This window comes from Flavobacterium galactosidilyticum (assembly GCF_020911945.1).
GTDB lineage: Bacteria > Bacteroidota > Bacteroidia > Flavobacteriales > Flavobacteriaceae > Flavobacterium > Flavobacterium galactosidilyticum.
Genome location: NZ_CP087135.1, coordinates 2,872,280 through 2,888,282 on the forward strand (window position 1 = coordinate 2,872,280; position 16,003 = coordinate 2,888,282).

Here is a 16,003-nt window from a genome sequence, read left to right on the forward strand (position 1 = left end):
GATTTTTTTTATACGCTAGAGTAAAGAATTAAAACAGCTTATAAATTCTATTAATTGGAATTCTAACGCCCTGTTTTAAAACAACATTTTTATCTGTAACAGCCCAAACTGTAGTATCTACTTTATATTTAGTTTCAGTATCTTCAAAGAAAATTTGAATTTTAGAATGCTCTAAATTACCTAATGCTAAAGCCCTATTAATTTCACCAATCCTAGTTTTTTTCTCGCTATCGTCTTCAAGAACATCTGAAACAGGAAATTTAAGAAGTTCTATATCTTCTTTATCAATTATTTTGAATTCATCTGACATATTTTTAAAATTTAAATTAGTTACAAATTCACACTTTTTCAGGAGAAGCTTTTTACTTAAAAAGCTTTACTAAATATACAAAAATAAACGCTCTACTTTTTATTTACACCAATATAAAATTAACTTTTTAACCTAATAAACGTGTTTAAAAAATTGATTAGTTACTGATTCCACAATTGTATAATTATTTTTTCATTCAATTTTAGTTGTTAAAATGCAGTGCAACAAACTCATAGCTAATTTATACTTTTCCCAATACTCAATTTTATAATCGCTGTAAAATTCACTATTTTTGCAGTTAAATTTTTTTAGCCATGCCAAACAAGAAATACAAAATAGCAGTTATTCAACTAAATCTTAACGATATTGCCGAAAACAACCTAAAAAAATGTTTAAGTTGGGTTCGTGATGCTGCTAAACTTGGTGCCGAAGTGATTTCGCTACCAGAATTATATAGTAGTCATTACTTTTGCCAAAGCGAAGATGTAGATAATTTTGCATTAGCTGAGCCTTTATATAGTACTTCGTTTACTGCTTTTAGCGCTTTAGCAAAAGAGTTAGGCGTTGTAATAATCGTTCCTTTTTTCGAAAAGAGAATGGCAGGTATTTATCACAATAGTGCTTATATCATTGATACTGATGGCTCTGAAGCAGGTTTGTATCGTAAAATGCACATACCAGACGATCCTCATTTCTACGAGAAATTCTATTTTACTCCTGGTGATTTAGGTTTCAAAACTATTCCTACTAAAAAAGGAAAAATTGGAACATTGATTTGTTGGGATCAGTGGTATCCAGAAGCGGCTCGTTTGACTGCCTTAGGCGGTTCAGAAGTTTTATTTTATCCAACAGCTATTGGATGGCATCCAGGGGAAAAAGAGCAGTATGGCGAGAACCAATATGGCGCTTGGATGAATGTAATGAAAGGTCACGCTGTTGCAAATGGTGTATATGTAGCTGCAGCAAACAGAATAGGTTTAGAGCAATATTTACCTGATACAGATGGAATACAGTTTTGGGGAGCTTCATTTATTGCGGGACCACAAGGTGAAATTTTGGCGCAAGCCTCACATGATAAAGAAGAAATACTTATCGCAGAAGTTGATTTAGATTTACAAGAAAATGTACGTCAGAACTGGCCATTTTTTAGAGATAGAAGAATTGACGCTTTTGGTGACATTACAAAAAGAGCAATAGATTAATTTATGAGTACAAATAACAGAAGATTTCCTGCAGAATGGGAAAAGCAACAAGGGATTTTACTTTGTTTTCCACATAATGGCAATGATTGGCCAGGTAAATACGAAGCCGTTAAATGGGCTTTCGTAGAATTCATTAAAAAAGTAGCTACTTTCGAGGAAGTGTTTTTAATGGTAGCTGATGAGAATCAAAAGGAGAAAGTTAGCGTAATGCTCGAAACTGCTCATGTAGATCTAAGCAAAGTTTCCTATATCATTCAAAAAACGAATAGAAGTTGGATGCGTGATTCTGGTCCTATTATCGTTAAAAACGGAGAGCATAGAGAAGCATTAAACTTTAATTTTAATGGTTGGGCAAAGTACAAAAACATTCAATTAGACAAACATGTTCCCACTAAAGTAGGCGAGTTTCTAAATATTCCTGTTACGCAAGTAATTTATAAAGGGAAACCAGTAATTGTTGAAGGCGGTGCGATTGATACCAATGGTAGAGGTACTTTATTGACTTCAGAAGAGTGTTTGATGCATCCTGATATACAAGTTAGGAATCCAAATTTCAGCAAAGAAGATTACGAAGCAGTCTTCAAAGAATATCTTGGAATCACAAATGTTATTTGGCTAGGTGACGGCGTTGAAGGCGATGATACACACGGACATATTGATGATTTATGCCGTTTTGTAAACGAAGATACCATTGTTACTATTGTAGAAACTGATCCACAAGATCATAACTACAAACCTTTGCAAGACAACTTAAAAAGGTTACAAAATGCTAAATTAGAAAATGGTAAATCACCTGTAATTGTGGCTTTACCAATGCCAAAACGTTTGGATTTTGAAGGATTGAGATTACCGGCTAGTTATGCTAATTTCTTGATTTTAAACAATTCAGTGTTGGTTCCTACTTTCAACGATTCAAATGATCGAGTAGCTTTAAATATAATTTCAGAATGTTTCCCTGATCGAGAAATCATAGGGATTAGTTGTACTGATTTTATTTGGGGTTTTGGCACATTACACTGTTTAAGCCAGCAAATTCCTGAATAAATTTCAGAATATAAAATAGGATAAACAAAAAAAAGACTTGTAGAATTAATCTACAAGTCTTTTTTATTTGAGCTCTAGAAACTATTTATCTTTAGTAAATGGTACTTTTTGCCCTTCAGAAGTCAACATAGTAAATCCATTCAAACTGTCATTAAATTCAAATTTTAGACCCGCTTGTTTCGATTCGAAAGTGTTGTTCCCAATCGATTCAACTGAAAAGTTAGGATAACCAACTATTGAAACATTTAATGCTCCTCTTTTCTCAGAAAAAGTAATTTTTAATGGCGCCATTTTAGTTGAATAAACTCCCAAATAACCATCAAGAATTACATCTTTCTCAATTAATCCTTTATCTGACGTCCATGTATTATTAGCTGAATTGCTATCTGGAAGAACGCGATCTGGATCGATAGTGATGCTTTCAATTTCTTCGGTAGAATCATGTTTGAAAGACCAAGCTTTATTTTTTTGCCAAACTTCCACTGGTAAATTGACACGAGTTACTTTTCCGCTTTTGGTTTTTACATCTAAAGTAACCGGCATTGCCATTTTCTCGAAGTTTTCAATTGAAATTACAACTCCTTGTTTTGGATCATTTTTCACGTATTTAATACTATTGATTCCTTGATCTAAACGCCAGTTGTATTGAAACCAACCTCTCCAAAACCAACTTAAATCTTCTCCAGCCACATTCTCGATAGTTCTGAAGAAATCATCTGGAGTAGGATGTTTATATGCCCAACGCTCTATATAAGTACGTAAAGCACGATCAAAACGCTCTTCACCTAGTACTTGCTCACGCAAAATAATCAATCCTGAGCTTGGTTTTGAATACGCTAAAACTCCAATATTAGCTTCTTTCATATTGTCAGGAGAACTCATTATGGTTTCAAGATTCGGATTTGTATAGTAATCCGCTCTTTGATGCATATCAGCCTTTGGCTCTTTGTATTCACCATTATTAAAATCAGCTGAACTCACAGAATTTAAAAAAGTATTAAACCCTTCATCCATCCATCCAAAAACTCTTTCATTTGAACCTACGATCATAGGAAACCAGATATGACCAAATTCATGATCAGTAACTCCCCATAAATCAGCTCCTTTAGATTCCCAACTACAAAAAACGATACCTGGGTATTCCATTCCACCTTCATTTCCTGCTACATTTGTAGCTACTGGATACGGATATTCCAACCATCTTTTAGAATAATTTTCGATTGAGCCTTTTGTATATTCTGTCGAGCGTCCCCATGCATCGTTTCCTGCACTTTCTACTGGATAAGCTGAAAGTGCTAACGACTTTTTACCACTTGGTAAATTAATTTTAGCACCATCTAAGATAAATGCTGCAGAAGATGCCCACGAAACATCGCGAGAGTTTTTTATCTTAAAATTCCAAGTTTTAGTAGCGTTAGTAGTGTTTTTTGACATATTAGCTACCTCTTCAGCAGTACGTATAAAAACAGTTTTATCACTCAATTTTGCTTGTGCTAAACGCTTTTGTTCTTCAGCAGAATAAACTGCAGTAGGGTTTAACAGTTCCCCTGAACTTACTACAATGTGATTTGAAGGAGCAGTAATGCTCACATCAAAATCACCGTATCCTAAGTAAAACTCTGAAGCTCCTAAATATGGATTCGTATTCCAGCCTCTAACGTCATCATACACGCACATTCTAGGATACCACTGAGCAATAGTAAATATTTTACCGTTTTTAGTGTCCAAAACTCCGGTTCTATCAGAACCTTCGATAGGAGATATATATGAAAAATCGATTTTTATTGTAACAGAACCACCTTTAGATTTTAATTCTTGCGGTAGAAAAACTTGCATTCTGGTATCAGTAATAAGAAACTTAGAATCAGTTTCTGTAGATTTTCCCTTGTTAGTACTAATCACCTTAACTGATTTTATTTTATGACCACCGTCAAAAACTTGACCTTGCGCTCCATTACGACTTCCTGAAACTGGAACAACGGCATTTCCACGAGAATCAGCTTTGAATAAATTTTGATCTAAATGCATCCAAACGAATGACATTTTATCCGGACTATTATTAGTGTAAGTAATTATTCCAGATCCTACGATTTCATTATTCGATTCATTTAATTTTGCCGCCAATTTATAATCAGCTCTGTTTTGCCAATATTCAGCACCTGGCTGGCCACTTGCAGATCTTGTTGCTGTTCCGTTTTTCGAATAAAAAAATGGTGCAAAAGCATCATGATAATCATAATTCGAAATAGGACTGATTGATCCGTTTTTTTGGGTTTGTTGTGCCCATGTAGACGTAATCCCCATTAATAAAGTCAATTGTATAATGACTCCGAAGCGAATGTTTTTCATTTTTTACTATTTTTATAGCAAATAAATGAAAAATAAACGTAAATCTAAATTATATCCTAAGAATAGAATGTGATTTAGCAAAATTTCAAGGAATATTCAATTCTAAATAGTTTCCATTTTGAAAAAATTTAAAATACATTTACCTATTAATAAATTCAATTGTACCAATTATTTTGAAGACTTCAATTAAAAATTCAATTCTTACCGCTGAAATTAAAAGTTTAGGTGCCGAGTTATGTTCCTTAAAGGACAATGATAATAAAGAATATATCTGGGAAGGTAATACTGATATTTGGGGTAAACACTCCCCTATTTTATTCCCTATTGTGGGAACCTTAAAAAATGATACATATCATTATAATCATATTGATTTTCATTTATCGAGGCATGGTTTTGCAAGAGATATGGAGTTCAAATTAGTAGAAAAACAGGAGAATTGTGCTGTTTTTTCATTACACTCTTCTACCGAATCACGAAAATCATATCCTTTTGAGTTTGAACTTCAAATCATTTACACTTTAAATGACATTAGTTTAACTATTGAATATAAAGTAATTAACATCAGTGGAGTGACTTTACCATTTTCAATTGGTGGACATCCTGCTTTTGCTTTACCAAATCAATTTGAAAACTATTCGCTTGAGTTTGAAAAACAAGAATCTTTAAACTATTACCTTTTAGCAAATAATTTAATTTCGCACGAAACAAAATCATTAGAGTTAAAAGATAAAAAAGTCTCTTTGAATTATGAATTATTCAAAAATGACGCTTTGATTTTAAAGACTTTAGAATCCAATTCCTTAACTATTTTAGAAAATAACAAACCATTTTTGAAAGTGAGTTTTGAAGATTTCCCCAACTTAGGTATTTGGACAAAAATCAATGCTCCTTTTCTTTGTATCGAACCTTGGTTTGGATATTCTGATACCACCCAAAGTTCTGGAGATCTATTTAAAAAAGAAGGCATTATAGTTTTAGAACCAGAACAAACCTTCAAATCGCAATACCAAATTACAATCTTATAATATTGAATCTATGTTAGCTGTAAATTTCCATCCCTTTCACAATTTAGAAACTGAACGTTTGCTTTTAAGAAGAGTAAATAATAATGATTGTAAAGAAATTTTATCCTTGAGATCTAATCCTGAAACGATGAAATACATTCCAAGACCATTACTAAAAAATGAGGAGGATGCTTTAGCTCACATCTTGATGATTGAGACTAAAATTCAAAATAATGAAGGTATTAATTGGGCAATTACTTTAAAAGGAAATCCAAAACTTATTGGAGTAATTGGTCACTATAGAATCCAACTAGAAAATTATCGTGCCGAAATTGGATATATGATTCTTCCTGAATTCAATGGTCTAGGTATTGTCACAGAGGCGGTAAAAGAAGTAGTGAAATACGGTTTTGAAATAATGAAACTACATTCAATTGAGGCAGTTATCGATCCTGATAATGAAGCTTCTGCTTGTGTGCTAAAAAAGAATGGCTTCGTTAAAGAAGCACATTTAAAAGAAAACGAATTTCATGATGGACGTTTTTACGATAGTGTTATTTATTCGCTTTTAAATAAGGAATAAGTAAAACTGTTAATTTAAATTTAATACTAATAATCCCAAAACATTAATCTTTACATTTGCCGCTGTTTATTTTATGACTACTTAATCAGGCAAAAGTATTAGATAATCCTCTTTATGAAAAAAATATTTTTACTCTCTCTCCTTCTAATTAGTGCTCTTTGTACTAGTCAAACGTACGTAAAAGTAAATGCATTGACTACTTTACTAACAGTTCCAAATGTAGCTATTGAAACTAGTATTGGACATAAATCAACTTTTCAATTTGACATCTTGGGTTCTCCTTGGAAATCTGTGAATGGAAAACCAAGAGAATTTTACACGTTTATACCTGAATATCGCTATCATTTTCAAGAAAAATATAATGGCTTTTACGCGGGCGCGCACATCGGTTTAACTTTATACAATTTCCAAAAATGGAATTATCTGAATACAGATCTTTATGAAAAAGGTTTAGGATACGTAGTAGGAGCTACTATTGGATATCAGAAAAAAATTAATGATCGTTTTATGCTAGACTGCTTTTTAGGTGCTGGAAATCATCAAGGGTTTTATCATGGATACAACATTAGCACTGGCGAACGCTATGAAAAAGCAAAAAATTGGAATAAAAGCGGCGAATGGATACCATACCGCGGCGGCGTAATGATTTCTTACAAGATCAACTAGCGATACACTACGTCGTAAATTTAGATAGTGATTTAATGTACAAATCTTCCACTTGCTTTCTGGCCCAATCTGTTTTGCGCAGGAAGGTTAACGAAGATCTTACACTAGGATTATCGGTAAAACATTTGATCTTAATTAATTCTCCCAGCGTGTCAAATCCGTAATGGGCGACTAATTGCTCCACTATTTTTAGTAGTGTAATTCCGTGAAGAGGATCTTTTGATTTTGAATTTTCCATTTTACAAATATATAAAATCAAAAAATAACAATTTTTAAAATTACTTCCAATGAAAAGATATTTCTTAATAATTGCATTTTTTGTTTTGCAAACTATTTTTGGACAAAACACAACAACAACTTATTATTTTATAAGGCATGGTGAGAAAGTAGATAATACTAAAAATCCTGATTTATCTGAAACTGGTTTTGAAAGAGCAAAAACTTGGGAAGAATTATTTTCCAAAATTAAATTTGATGCAATCTACTCTACTGATTATAAAAGAACACTCCAAACTGTTGTACCTACAGCTAAAAGCCAAAAACGTAGCATTACAAAATACGATCCTAAAACTATCAATATTGAATCTTTCAAAAAGGAAAATGTAGGTAATAAAGTTTTAATTGTAGGTCATAGTAACACAATCCCTAATTTTGTAAATGCAATGGTAAATCAAAGTATTTATCCTGAAATTGATGATTTAACTTTTGGAAATCTTTATATTGTGACGCTAATTGACGACATTGTCAGTCATCAATTATTAAAATTACGCTAGAACGCACGTTCCTAAATCTAATTATTATCCATTATTACCAATCTTTTCTTTTTTATCATACCTTTGCACCACTATGCTAAAAACAATAAATATATTCAATAAAAGAGCCAAATTCGACTATGAAATAATCGAAACATTTACTGCTGGAATAGTTTTAGCCGGCACCGAAATAAAATCGATTCGATTAGGAAAAGCTAATATCACGGAGAGTTTCTGTGAATTTAGTAATAATGAACTCTTTGCTATCAATACTTATATTGAGGAATATACTTTTGGTAATCAATTCAACCATAAAGCCAGAAGCGAACGTAAATTACTTTTAAATAAAAAAGAATTAAAAGGTTTACTCAAAAGTGTACAAGCAAAAGGATTGACGATAGTTCCTTTAAAATTGTTTACTAATGAAAAAGGACTAGCAAAACTACAAATTGGGCTTTGTAAAGGAAAGAAAACGTATGACAAACGTGAATCTTTGAAAGAACAAGACACTAAAAGAGATCTTGATAGAATAAAAAAATCATTTTAAAAATTGGTAAAATATTTTAATGTGTTTTTTTTGTCATTATAAAATGACTAAATCTGTCACGACATTTTAAATCAACCTCTAAATATGAAAACACTTCTTAAAAATGGCAGAGACCAAAAAGGTCTCAAAACCAGAGAAGTGGCGCAACTTTTAGGTATTGACCAAGCTTTGATAAGTAAATTTGAAAGTGGCGCTAGAAAACCTACACGAGAACAAGTTATCAAACTAGCTTCATTGTTAGAAATAGATTTAGAAACAATGATGGTCGCTTGGCTTAAAGAAAAAATTCTTTATGAAATTGGTCAAGATGAATTTGCATTAAAAGCTTTATTAGTTGCCGAACAAGAAATTCGATACCAAAGGAAGTCAACTACTAAAACATTATCCGAAGCATTACAGAAAATTTTGGCCGAAATAGATGTTTTAAAAACAAAACTAGATACATTTCGTCAGTATGAAAGCACTAGCATTACTCAAGCATTAGAACTAGAATATACTTTTGAAAGCAATCGTTTTGAAGGAAACACGCTGACGCTTCGTGAAACGGATTTGGTTATCAATGAAGGTGTAACGATTTCTGGAAAAAGCATGCGAGAACATCTGGAAGCAATTAATCATCAAGAAGCTATAGCTTTTATCAAAGATTTGGCTCAAAAAAACACGCCACTAGATGAGCGCGAAGTTTTATCGATTCATAATTTAATATTGAGAGGGATTCATCCTCAAAATGCCGGACGCTATCGAAAAGTGCAAGTGATTTTAAAAGGAAGTACCTACATGCCGCCACAACCTCATATGGTTGCTAAGGAAATGGAAGATTTTTTTATTTGGTATGAAACAAACAAAAATAAAATTCATCCTATTGTTTTAGCTGCTGAAATGCACGAGCGTTTAGTTACAATTCATCCATTTATTGATGGAAACGGACGAACTTCTCAATTAGTGATGAATTTGATTTTATTGCAAAATGGCTACATAATTGCTAATATCAAAGGTGATTATGAAAATAGAATGCAGTACTATCAATCACTTGAAACTGCACAAACCAAAAACAACAAAGAAGATTTTATTATTTTTATAGCGCAAACAGAAAAAGAAAGTTTAGAGCATTACATTGAGATTATTGGACAATAAAAATCATATTTTACTTCTATAGTGTTTCAGTAGTTCAAGGCATTTACTTATTAAAAGTTAGATAGGAATTTCACAAATTACCACGAATAACATTTCCTTTTAATTACACAAATTCTTATGAAATAGAGAATTCGTGTAATTATTTTATTTCTTAAAGTTTTTAATTTGTGTAATTAGTGTCGAAAAAATTTAAAAACCAACCCTTGAAAAAGCTATGATATTCTTAATTTTTATCTTCTAATAAGGGAACGAATCGAAACTCTCCAAATTCATGTTTCTCAAATTGAGTTTCATTAACTCGAATAAGTAACGTCATAATTTGAACATCCTCACCAAGAGGGATTACGAGTCTTCCTCCTACTTTAAGCTGCGCCATCAATGGCTGCGGAATGAATGGAGCTCCCGCTGTAACAATGATACTGTCAAATGGAGCATGGTTTGGCAATCCTTTATAACCATCCCCAAAAGAAAGATGTTTAGGACGAATATTTAGTTTTGGGAATAAATTCGAGGTTTTCTTGAACAATTCATTTTGTCGCTCAATACTATAGACTTTAGCGCCCATACTACATAAAACCGCCGTTTGATAACCAGAACCAGTTCCTATTTCTAATATTTTATGCTCTTTTTTTACTTCTAATAATTGGGACTGAAAGGCAACGGTGTAAGGTTGCGATATTGTTTGACCAGCTCCAATAGGAAACGCTTTGTCTTGATATGCGTAATCTTCAAAACTAGAATTCAAAAACAAGTGCCTTGGTACTTTTTTTATTGCATCCAAAACACTTTTATCAGTAATTCCTTTTTGCTCTAAAACGTTTACTAATTGATTGCGAAGTCCTTGATGTTTGGCTGTATCTTTCAAAATTAAATATTGTTTTTTTGGTAAAAATAGAGGGAATAAAAACAAAAAACAAGTGCAAAATTCCTAATCAAATTATTATAAATTAAATGGATTTTGAGGCTTTAGTAAATGGAATTTTAATTTTAATTGCTATTTTTGTAGAAAGAACATCATTATGCTAAAAATTGGAGTATTAGGTGCTGGGCACTTAGGAAAAATACATTTGCGTTTACTACAACAATCTGAAAAATACGAATTAGTCGGTTTTTATGACCCAAATCAGGAGCATGCTGAAAAAGTTGCTAAAGAATTTGGCTATAAACATTTTAGTACAATCGCCACTCTTATACATGCAGTTGATGTTATTGATATTGTTACCCCTACTCTTTCTCACTACAAATGTGCTAAAGTTGCTATCAAATCTGGCAAGCATGTTTTTATAGAAAAACCAATTTCAAACACGGTAGAAGAAGCTGATGAAATCATTGCATTAGCAAACGAATATAACATTAAAGGTCAAGTGGGGCACGTAGAACGCTTCAATCCAGCATTTATAGCTACAAAAAACATGATCGAAAACCCCATGTTTATTGAAACTCATCGTCTGGCTGAATTCAATCCTCGTGGTACTGATGTACCGGTAGTGCTAGATTTGATGATTCATGATATTGATGCTATTTTAAGTGTTGTACAATCTAAAGTGAAAAATATTAACGCAAGTGGTGTGTCTGTTATTAGTGATACTCCAGATATTGCAAATGCTCGAATTGAATTTGAAAATGGTTGTGTAGCCAATTTGACAGCTAGTAGAATTTCGATGAAAAACATGCGTAAATCTCGTTTTTTCCAGAAAGATGCTTACATATCTGTTGATTTCCTCGAAAAGAAATGTGAAGTGGTAAAAATGAAAGATGCGCCGGAAGTTCCTGGTGATTTTGATATGATTTTACAAAATGCAGAAGGTGTAAAAAAGCAAATCTATTTCTCCAATCCAGATGTAGAACAAAACAATGCAATTCTTGACGAATTAGAATCTTTTGCAGATGCCATAATCAATGATACAGAACCTGTTGTAACATTAGAACAAGCAACTGAAGCACTAAGAGTGGCTTATCAAATTATTGATTGTTTTAAAAAATAAATAGATAACTATAGAAATTTAGTGCACTCCAGTTTAAAATGTTGAACATTGAATCATAAAAAATAAATAATGAAAATAATAGCAGTTATTGGAGCAGGAACAATGGGAAATGGAATCGCCCACACCTTTGCACAAAGTGGTTTCACTGTAAAATTAATTGATGTTTCTGAGAAATCATTGGATAAAGGAATGAATACGATTGCCGCTAATCTTGACAGAATGGTAGCTAAGGGAACAATCACACAAGAAGATAAAGTAAAAACTATTACTAACATCATAACTTACACTGATATCAAAGATGGAGTTGTAGGAGTAGATCTAGTAGTGGAAGCGGCAACTGAAAATGTAGAATTAAAATTAAATATTTTCAAGCAATTGAATGAAGCTTGTTCTCACAATACTATTCTAGCGTCCAATACTTCTTCAATTTCTATAACACAAATAGGAGCTGTTGTAACGCATCCAGAACGAGTAATAGGAATGCACTTCATGAATCCCGTACCTATTATGAAGCTCGTTGAAATCATTCGTGGTTACAACACTTCAGACGAGGTGACGAAAATCATCATGGATTTATCTGAAAAATTAGGAAAAACTCCTGTTGAAGTAAATGACTATCCTGGATTTGTTGCAAATAGAATTTTGATGCCTATGATTAATGAGGCTATCGAAACTTTATACAATAAAGTAGCAGGTGTTTACGAAATTGATACAGTAATGAAATTAGGTATGGGCCACCCAATGGGGCCTTTACAATTAGCTGATTTCATTGGACTTGATGTTTGCTTGGCAATTTTGAATGTAATGTATGATGGTTTCAAAAATCCAAAATACGCTCCTTGTCCTTTATTAGTAAACATGGTTCGTGCCGGTAAAATGGGTGTGAAATCCGGTGAAGGTTTCTACGACTATAGCGAAAGTAAAAAAGCAGAAAAAATTTCTAAACAATTTAAATAGTCTTCATTTTTGAAAAGTCGAAAGTCTTGACATTAGTTTGTTGAGATCTTCGGCTTTTAATTTTTTTTTCACAAACTTATGGCTAAAATAGTTCCTTTTCAAGCAGTAAGACCTACTCGAGATAAAGTTTGCTTGGTAACTTGTCGTTCCTATGAAGAATATGTAAATGCCGAATTAGCCGCGCAATTAGATTTTAACCCATTATCTTTTTTACATATTTTAAAACCAGCGTACACCAATCAAGAAACGGTTTCTTTTGAAAAAAGATATCGACAAGTACACCAAAAATATCAAGAGTTCAAAAATGAAATTATTTTAATCAAAGACAACAAGCCTGCTATTTATATTCACAAAATCGTTACTAAAACGCATTCATTCACAGGAATTATTGTAGGAACAAGCGTGGAGGATTACTGCAATAATATCATTAAAAAACACGAAGACATAATTGAATTTAGAGTTCAGCTATTGAAAAACTATATGCAATATACGGAGTTCAACACAGAGCCCGTTTTAATGACATATCCGGACAATAAAACCATTGAAAATTGGATTTATAATTGCTCTCAAAAACTAGCCGATTTTGAATTTTCAACTACTAAGAAAGAAATCCATTATTTATGGAAAATTGACGATACCTTAGAAATCAATTGGCTTCAAAATATTTTTAGTAAAACAGAAAGCCTTTATATAGCTGACGGACATCATCGCACAGAGGCTTTAAAATTACTTTCTAATGAGAATGAAGTTTTAGAAAACCCTTCTAAAAATCATATATTAAGCTATTTAATTTCCGAGAATAATGTTAAAATATACGAATTCAATCGACTTGTAAAAGATTTGAATGGTTTATCTAAACGAGATTTTATAAAAGCTATAGAAAAGAATTTTATTGTTGAAATTAAATTCCAGCAGCCTTTTAAACCTTTAGAAAAAAAACATTTCGGAATGTATCTTGACCATGATTTTTACAGCTTAATTTTAAGAGAAGAAAATAATATATTCAATAATGCATTGGAGAGTTTAGATGCTCAAATATTATATAGAAAAGTACTCTTGCCCATTCTCGGCATTGAAGACCTACGTAATGATGAACGAATTGAATATCTCTCAGGAAAGCAATCAATATTAGAAGTGAAAAATAAAATTGACCAAGGAGAATTTAAAGTCGGTTTCTTATTATTTCCATCAAATATTCAAGAAATAAAAGCTTTATCGGATGCCAATCAGATTATGCCTCCAAAAAGCACATATATTGAACCAAAATTCCGAAGTGGATTAGTGATTTATGAATTTTAGATTTGCAATTATAAATATTTAAAAGATTGAAAAATGTCAATAGAACAAAATTTACTCTCTATAAAATCAACTTTACCAAAACAAGTGACACTTGTTGCAGTTTCAAAAACGAAACCCGTTTCAGATTTAATGGAAGCTTATGAAGCAGGTCAATGTGTTTTTGGAGAAAACAAAATTCAGGAAATGGTTGAAAAATGGGAAATGATGCCAAAAGACATTCAGTGGCACATGATTGGTCACGTTCAAACGAATAAAGTCAAATTCATGGCACCATTTGTAAATCTAATCCACGGAGTTGATAGCTTGAAATTATTACAGGAAATCGACAAACAAGCAAAAAAAAACAACAGAACAATTGATTGCTTACTTCAAATATTCGTTGCAGAAGAGGAAACTAAATTTGGACTAGACGAAGATGAGTTAGCTTTACTTCTCTCCTCTACTATATTTCAAGGATTAAAAAACATTAGGGTCATTGGTTTAATGGGAATGGCAACATTTACAGCTAATCAAAACCAAATTAAGAAAGAATTTACACACTTAAAAACTATTTTTGATAAGCTTCAAGTCACGAAAACTACAAATTGCCAACTTAATACCATCTCAATGGGAATGTCTGGCGATTATCAACTCGCAATTGATTGCGGAAGCACAATGGTTCGAATAGGAAGTAGTATCTTTGGCGGGAGAAAATAAATGCGAATCTCAGATTAACTATTTTTGATTTTAGATTTAAAAAATAAGATTAGAAATGTAAGATTAATTACTAAACAATGAATACTGAACACTGAACACTGAAATTTGTACGCAATACTTGACATAGAAACCACTGGGGGACAATTTAACGAAGAAGGAATTACTGAAATCGCCATTTATAAATTTGATGGTCATGAGGTGGTCGATCAATTCATCAGCTTGGTCAATCCGGAAATTCCCATTCAGCCCTTTGTAGTAAAACTGACTGGCATAAACAACGCTATGCTAATCTCAGCACCTAAATTTTTTGAAGTTGCAAAACGTATTATCGAAATAACTAATGACTGCGTGATTGTTGCTCATAACGCTTCATTTGACTATCGAATTTTAAGAACAGAATTCAGGCGTTTAGGTTATAATTTCGAAGCTAGAACGCTTTGCACCGTTGAATTATCTAAAAAATTGCTGCCGGAACAACCTTCTCATAGTTTAGGAAAGCTAGTTCGCGCATTAGGAATTCCTATGGCAGACCGACACCGTGCAAGTGGCGATGCGCTAGCAACTATTAAGTTATTCAAAATACTTTTAGAAAAAGATATCGAAAAAGAAATCGTAAAAGATTTTATCAAACTCGAAGTCGAAAAAGGCATAGCACCACAACTGTTAGATATAATCTCAAGCTTACCTTCAACTACTGGTGTGTATTATATTCACAATGAAAAAGGTAATGTAATTTACATTGGCAAAAGCCGAAATATAAAAAAGCGAATTAATCAGCATTTTACAGGTACATCAGCTAAATGTAAAAAAATTCAAGCGCAGGTTTTTACCGTGTCCTATGAGGAAACGGGAAGCGAACTAATTGCTTTACTGAAAGAGAGTCAAGAGATAAAAATCAATAAACCTATATTAAATAGAGCGCAACGAAAGAGTATTTTTCAATATGCATTATATGCAGAAAAGGATGAGAAAGGATATTTAAATCTTAAAATTCAAAAAGCTGACGGCCGTAAAAGAGAAATAACTTCATTTTCGTCATTGCAAGAAGCAAAAAACACCTTATTCAGAATAACATCACATTATAATTTATGCCAAAAACTAACAGGTTTGTACCATACAAAAACAAATTGTTTTCAATATAGCATAAAGGAGTGCGATGGCGCATGCATTGGCGCAGTATCGCCAGAAATTTATAACGCCAGAGTACACGAGTTTATCGAAAAAAATACATTTGAAAATCAAAATATGATTCTTACCGACAAAGGAAGAAATATAAGTGAGCGATCAGCAGTTTTAATAGAAAACGGCATCTATAAAGGATATGCTTTTTATGATTTGAACTACCAAGTCCATACTATCGAAATCTTGAGAAATATTATTATTCCCATGCAAAACAATCGAGACACAAAGAGTATTATTCAAGGGCACATCCGAAAAAGTAAATCAATAAAAACGATAAAATTCTAAACGTGTAT

General features: G+C 32.4%; 17 protein-coding genes. 13 read left to right on the forward strand and 4 right to left on the reverse strand.

The features are described 5' to 3' along the window. Nucleotides 1–28: 28 nt before the first annotated feature. The gene (locus LNP27_RS12330) at nucleotides 29–310 is read right to left on the reverse strand and encodes a hypothetical protein (protein WP_229941915.1); all 282 of its coding nucleotides are present in this window, start codon (nucleotides 308–310) and stop codon (nucleotides 29–31) included. A gap of 314 nt (nucleotides 311–624) precedes the next feature. Between LNP27_RS12330 and LNP27_RS12335 the strand changes: the two genes are divergently transcribed. Next, nucleotides 625–1,512 (forward strand): carbon-nitrogen hydrolase, encoded by an 888-nt coding sequence (locus tag LNP27_RS12335; protein WP_229941916.1) that lies wholly within the window; start codon nucleotides 625–627, stop codon nucleotides 1,510–1,512. A gap of 3 nt (nucleotides 1,513–1,515) precedes the next feature. Then, a complete protein-coding gene (locus tag LNP27_RS12340) occupies nucleotides 1,516–2,556 on the forward strand; it encodes an agmatine deiminase family protein (RefSeq protein ID WP_229941917.1) in 1,041 nt (346 codons plus the stop codon). A gap of 81 nt (nucleotides 2,557–2,637) precedes the next feature. Here LNP27_RS12340 and LNP27_RS12345 read toward each other — a convergent pair whose 3' ends face one another. Continuing rightward, on the reverse strand, nucleotides 2,638–4,905 hold the full coding sequence (locus tag LNP27_RS12345; protein ID WP_229941918.1) for a M1 family metallopeptidase: 2,268 nt from the start codon (nucleotides 4,903–4,905) through the stop codon (nucleotides 2,638–2,640). 173 nt (nucleotides 4,906–5,078) lie between these two features. Between LNP27_RS12345 and LNP27_RS12350 the strand changes: the two genes are divergently transcribed. The 3 genes from LNP27_RS12350 (at nucleotide 5,079) to LNP27_RS12360 (ending at nucleotide 7,158) form a co-directional block, all read left to right on the forward strand. Further along, nucleotides 5,079–5,930: an aldose 1-epimerase family protein gene (locus LNP27_RS12350; RefSeq protein WP_229941919.1), complete on the forward strand. Its 852-nt coding sequence runs from the start codon at nucleotides 5,079–5,081 to the stop codon at nucleotides 5,928–5,930. 10 nt (nucleotides 5,931–5,940) lie between these two features. Beyond that, the gene (locus LNP27_RS12355; protein WP_229941920.1) at nucleotides 5,941–6,492 is read left to right on the forward strand and encodes a GNAT family N-acetyltransferase; all 552 of its coding nucleotides are present in this window, start codon (nucleotides 5,941–5,943) and stop codon (nucleotides 6,490–6,492) included. A 114-nt stretch (nucleotides 6,493–6,606) separates the two neighbouring features. Then, on the forward strand, nucleotides 6,607–7,158 hold the full coding sequence (locus tag LNP27_RS12360; RefSeq protein WP_229941921.1) for a DUF3575 domain-containing protein: 552 nt from the start codon (nucleotides 6,607–6,609) through the stop codon (nucleotides 7,156–7,158). A 7-nt stretch (nucleotides 7,159–7,165) separates the two neighbouring features. Here the strand turns inward: LNP27_RS12360 and LNP27_RS12365 are convergent, their stop codons facing one another. Continuing rightward, nucleotides 7,166–7,396 (reverse strand): VF530 family protein, encoded by a 231-nt coding sequence (locus tag LNP27_RS12365; RefSeq protein ID WP_229941922.1) that lies wholly within the window; start codon nucleotides 7,394–7,396, stop codon nucleotides 7,166–7,168. 49 nt (nucleotides 7,397–7,445) lie between these two features. Between LNP27_RS12365 and LNP27_RS12370 the strand changes: the two genes are divergently transcribed. The 3 genes from LNP27_RS12370 (at nucleotide 7,446) to LNP27_RS12380 (ending at nucleotide 9,591) form a co-directional block, all read left to right on the forward strand. Next, nucleotides 7,446–7,931, forward strand: coding sequence for a phosphoglycerate mutase family protein (locus LNP27_RS12370; protein ID WP_229941923.1), 486 nt, complete (start codon nucleotides 7,446–7,448; stop codon nucleotides 7,929–7,931). 73 nt (nucleotides 7,932–8,004) lie between these two features. Further along, nucleotides 8,005–8,457 carry an SsrA-binding protein SmpB gene (gene smpB, locus LNP27_RS12375; RefSeq protein WP_229941924.1) on the forward strand — a complete coding sequence of 151 codons (453 nt, stop codon included), beginning with the start codon at nucleotides 8,005–8,007 and terminating at the stop codon, nucleotides 8,455–8,457. A gap of 84 nt (nucleotides 8,458–8,541) precedes the next feature. After that, nucleotides 8,542–9,591: a Fic family protein gene (locus LNP27_RS12380; protein WP_229941925.1), complete on the forward strand. Its 1,050-nt coding sequence runs from the start codon at nucleotides 8,542–8,544 to the stop codon at nucleotides 9,589–9,591. A gap of 223 nt (nucleotides 9,592–9,814) precedes the next feature. Here LNP27_RS12380 and LNP27_RS12385 read toward each other — a convergent pair whose 3' ends face one another. Then, complete coding sequence (locus tag LNP27_RS12385) at nucleotides 9,815–10,456, reverse strand: protein-L-isoaspartate(D-aspartate) O-methyltransferase (RefSeq protein WP_229941928.1); 642 nt, start codon at nucleotides 10,454–10,456, stop codon at nucleotides 9,815–9,817. 154 nt (nucleotides 10,457–10,610) lie between these two features. On the opposite strand from LNP27_RS12385, the gene LNP27_RS12390 reads away from it, so the two are divergent. The 5 genes from LNP27_RS12390 (at nucleotide 10,611) to LNP27_RS12410 (ending at nucleotide 15,995) form a co-directional block, all read left to right on the forward strand. Continuing rightward, entirely contained in the window at nucleotides 10,611–11,576 is a 966-nt protein-coding gene (locus tag LNP27_RS12390) for a Gfo/Idh/MocA family protein (RefSeq protein ID WP_229941930.1), read from the forward strand. 69 nt (nucleotides 11,577–11,645) lie between these two features. Further along, nucleotides 11,646–12,533 carry a 3-hydroxyacyl-CoA dehydrogenase family protein gene (locus LNP27_RS12395; RefSeq protein WP_229941932.1) on the forward strand — a complete coding sequence of 296 codons (888 nt, stop codon included), beginning with the start codon at nucleotides 11,646–11,648 and terminating at the stop codon, nucleotides 12,531–12,533. Between the two features lie 78 nt (nucleotides 12,534–12,611). Next, on the forward strand, nucleotides 12,612–13,832 hold the full coding sequence (locus tag LNP27_RS12400; RefSeq protein WP_229941933.1) for a DUF1015 domain-containing protein: 1,221 nt from the start codon (nucleotides 12,612–12,614) through the stop codon (nucleotides 13,830–13,832). A gap of 33 nt (nucleotides 13,833–13,865) precedes the next feature. Continuing rightward, a complete protein-coding gene (locus tag LNP27_RS12405) occupies nucleotides 13,866–14,528 on the forward strand; it encodes a YggS family pyridoxal phosphate-dependent enzyme (RefSeq protein WP_229941934.1) in 663 nt (220 codons plus the stop codon). Between the two features lie 105 nt (nucleotides 14,529–14,633). Next, complete coding sequence (locus LNP27_RS12410) at nucleotides 14,634–15,995, forward strand: exonuclease domain-containing protein (protein ID WP_229941935.1); 1,362 nt, start codon at nucleotides 14,634–14,636, stop codon at nucleotides 15,993–15,995. Nucleotides 15,996–16,003 lie beyond the last annotated feature (8 nt).